The organism is Gordonibacter sp. (assembly GCF_036667095.1).
Taxonomy (GTDB): Bacteria; Actinomycetota; Coriobacteriia; order Coriobacteriales; family Eggerthellaceae; genus Gordonibacter.
Genome location: NZ_JAVWUP010000244.1, coordinates 1 through 3,321, shown reverse-complemented (window position 1 = coordinate 3,321; position 3,321 = coordinate 1). Strand labels below are relative to the sequence as shown.

General features: G+C 59.4%; 2 protein-coding genes and 1 pseudogene. 1 reads left to right on the top strand and 2 read right to left on the bottom strand.

Going from position 1 to position 3,321, the window contains the following annotated elements; genetic code table 11:
- Both RR842_RS13120 and RR842_RS13115 read right to left on the bottom strand, forming a co-directional pair.
- A pseudogene (locus RR842_RS13120) lies at positions 1-95 on the bottom strand (4Fe-4S dicluster domain-containing protein); the annotation flags it as partial.
- Positions 96-127: 32 nt separating this feature from the next.
- Positions 128-2,683 carry a molybdopterin-dependent oxidoreductase gene (locus tag RR842_RS13115; protein WP_332730047.1) on the bottom strand — a complete coding sequence of 852 codons (2,556 nt, stop codon included), beginning with the start codon at positions 2,681-2,683 and terminating at the stop codon, positions 128-130.
- A gap of 222 nt (positions 2,684-2,905) precedes the next feature.
- Here RR842_RS13115 and RR842_RS13110 point away from each other — a divergent pair.
- Positions 2,906-3,321, top strand: a 416-nt coding sequence (locus tag RR842_RS13110; RefSeq protein WP_332730046.1) for a hypothetical protein, incomplete at its 3' end; no start/stop codon positions are given.

Below are 3,321 nucleotides of genomic sequence, written 5' to 3'. Positions count from 1 at the left end.
TGATTCCAATGGGCATTCCCGGGAACCTCGTTCGATATTTTGCAGCTTACGGTACAGGTTTGGCAGCCTACGCAATGCTGGGTATCAATCACCATGCCATAGTGTTTATCGGTCATGATCTCCTCCTTTATACCTTCTCGACTTCGACGAGCACGTCATAGAAGGCGCTATTCGTCATACTGTAGGCCTCCTCGGCATCGCAAATGGTATGGTGCGTGAGGTTCTGATAGCAGCCTTCGATGAAGTAATCGGGCGTCCAGCCGCTTTGGGTAGCTACCGTACCCGGAATAATCCCTTCGGTCAGAAACACGCGGATCTTCATATCGCCGCGATCGTTCATCACGCGCACCACGTCGTCGTGCGCGATGCCACGCGCCTTAGCATCGAGGGGATTCATCTGCAGCAAAGGCTCGTCTTGCACCACTTCAAGTGCAGGATTCAAAATGTGCTGCGTGTGCACGTTCAGGCGATCGTGATACTGAATGTACACGAGCGGGTACTTTGCAGCCAACTCACCCTCACGCGGGTCCTCGCAAGGCGGCCTCCAGACGGGGACCTCCTCGTCAAATCCAATCAGGGACTCGGTATAAAACTCGAACTTGCCAGTGTCGGTCTTGTATCCGGTACCATTGGCGTAGACGATGGCGGGGTCATACAGGGCATCGGATCGACCGTAGATTCCCTGCTCGACGACATCGCGATTCCAATCGAGATCGCCCCACGCGGGATGATCGGTACCCACGAACTGGCGGACCCACTCTTCGTCGGTTTTATCCCAGTATTTTTCCACGCCAGTCTTCTTCGCCAGGACCGACATGATCTCAACATCCGATTTACTCTCGCCCATCGGCTCTATAGCGGGCTGGTTGAACATGGCCCAGGGGCTGCGATCGACAAGATCCCAATGTTCCCAATACGTACAGGCGGGCAGCACAATGTCGGAGTATTTCGCCGTCCACGTCCACCAGGGATCGGCGGTCACGATGAAGTTGATAGCCGGAATGACCTCGTTAATGATGCGGTTGGAATCGGGGCTCATGTTGATGAAGTTAGAGTTGGCGATCCACAAAAAGTCGATAGGTACCGGGTCGTGACCCACCGCTGCCGCATATACCTTGGAAGACGGAACGAGATTCGCCTTCTTACCCGTGCTCGACCAATCGGCGAAGTTGTACACCGGACCCGTATAGCCAGCAACAGGCTTGTTGGTGGCCGTACCGCCCGCATGCGACGCACCGCCACCGGGAACGCCGATGTATCCGGCAACCATGGCCAACGTGGCTACGGTGCGGAAGGGTGAGTAGGAATGGTACACACGCTGCATCCCCTGGCCCATGCGTATGCCGGCAGGCTGGGCATCGATATACTCCTTGGACAAGCGCTCGATCACGTCCGGCTTGATGCCGCAGATTTCTCCGGTGCGCTCAAGCGTATAAGGGGTGCATGCGTCAACCAGATGGTCGAATGCGGTGCGACATGCCACTCCGTCGACCGCAAAAGACCCCGTCAGCGCAGGTTTGACGCTTCCACCTTTGATCGCTGCGGCATTTGGTGCAGGTATAGCAGCCCCGGTCGCTTCGTCCCAGACCACGTATTTACCTGCTCCAGCACCCGCCTCACCCTGAGCTGCCGGAGCGGTGCCGATGGAACCCTCATCAGCCTTCACTGCCCCACTCGTCGTGGCAACCACCGCGCCGTCGACCATGCGCAAATACGTGCCATCGTCCTCTCGGATAAGGTACGGAGCCACCGACTCTTCGACAAGCTTGTCCTTGGCATGCAGGTTTTGAGTGATAATCCAGTTCATCATGCCCAGCGCCAACGCCGGATCGGTTTGCGGATTCAGGGGAATCCACTCATCAGCCATAGCGGCCGTGGAGCATTGGCGCGGGTCGATGACGATAACCTTCGCTCCATTCTTGCGAGCAGCCACATAGTCGCGCAGTTCGGACGTGTGCGTGTCAGCCACGTTGCGACCCCACGCAATCAACAGCTTCGAGTTCAAGTAGTCACGCGAATCGTGCGCCCCGCGGTGCGTGCCAAACACCATGGTCATGCCCATGGACGCACCGTGATCGCCCATGATGCCCTCGATATCCCAAGTAGTGGCTCCCACCGTGGCGGCATAGCGCGTAGGTGCCTCCCACGACAGTTTGCCTAAATCCCCGGTAAACGAGTAGAACGAGGCCGCCTGGGGGTTCTTGGCCAGCACGGCATTGAGCTTCTGGGCAATCTCATCAATCGCCTCGTCCCAGGTGATACGTTCGAATTCACCCGAACCGCGCTCGCCGGTGCGGCGCATGGGGTACATGACACGCGCGTTTTCGTCCTGCATGCGCTGGATGTAGCTCATCGAGCGCAGGCACGCGTTCGCATACCCTGGCCGGCCCGGCATGTCGCCCGGTTCTACACGTACAAGCTTTCCGTCGCGCACCGTGCCGTGCAGATGGCAGCGAGACGTGCAGTTCACCGTACATACCGCGTGCACGGCCTTCTCGCCGCCAGATGTCGACGTTTCGTCAGCCAGCGCCTCGGACACGCTGGCACCCTGCGCGCCAAACCCTAGTGCCGATGCAACCGTAATCGCACCAACGCCTTTGATAAACGTGCGACGGGTCAGCTTCCCATCACGCATGAAGCACTCGGGGTCACGGGTTGCAGCATGCGTCTCGGTCGTCTTCATTTCACCCTCCTCTTCCTCGTCTTGCGTCCCTTACTGTGTGGACGGCTGAAACGATACGCCGCCCACGCTGCAACATCCACACACGACAGGGGAAGTGGCACACCGTTGGGCTCCACGCCCAAACAGGGGCCGGCCCCACAATGTTGTGGGGCCGGCACAGGGCTGGTTAGACGGGAGCACGCACAAACGCGTATCATCTCCCGCACAAGGGGGAGGGACAGCATGGATGTCGACGTATCGAAAGGCAGCTGGCAAAGCCGCACAACCACAAGACGACCGAATACCGTGACGGCACTGGTCGCCCTTACGGCGTTTCTGCTGTTCGGACTCAACAACACCGAGATGGCCGCACTTCCAACCTACACCATGTCGCTTGGCGCAGGACCGTTCGTCGCCAGTCTGCAGAACAGCCTGTTCGTGCTGTCCACCGTGATGAGAGTGCCCGCGCCGGATCGCGTCATCCTGGACGCGGGGTTGAAATCCACCACCGCCGAATGCGGCCCGCCCGCGGTGTTCAACGCCGATGGCCTGACCTACGCGTCCATCAACGACGAGCACGGCGTGGTGCGCGTGGCGCCGGGGGCGCAGGCGCCCGCATTGGGCGACGTGCTGCGCCTGGTGCCTTCGCACGTGGATCC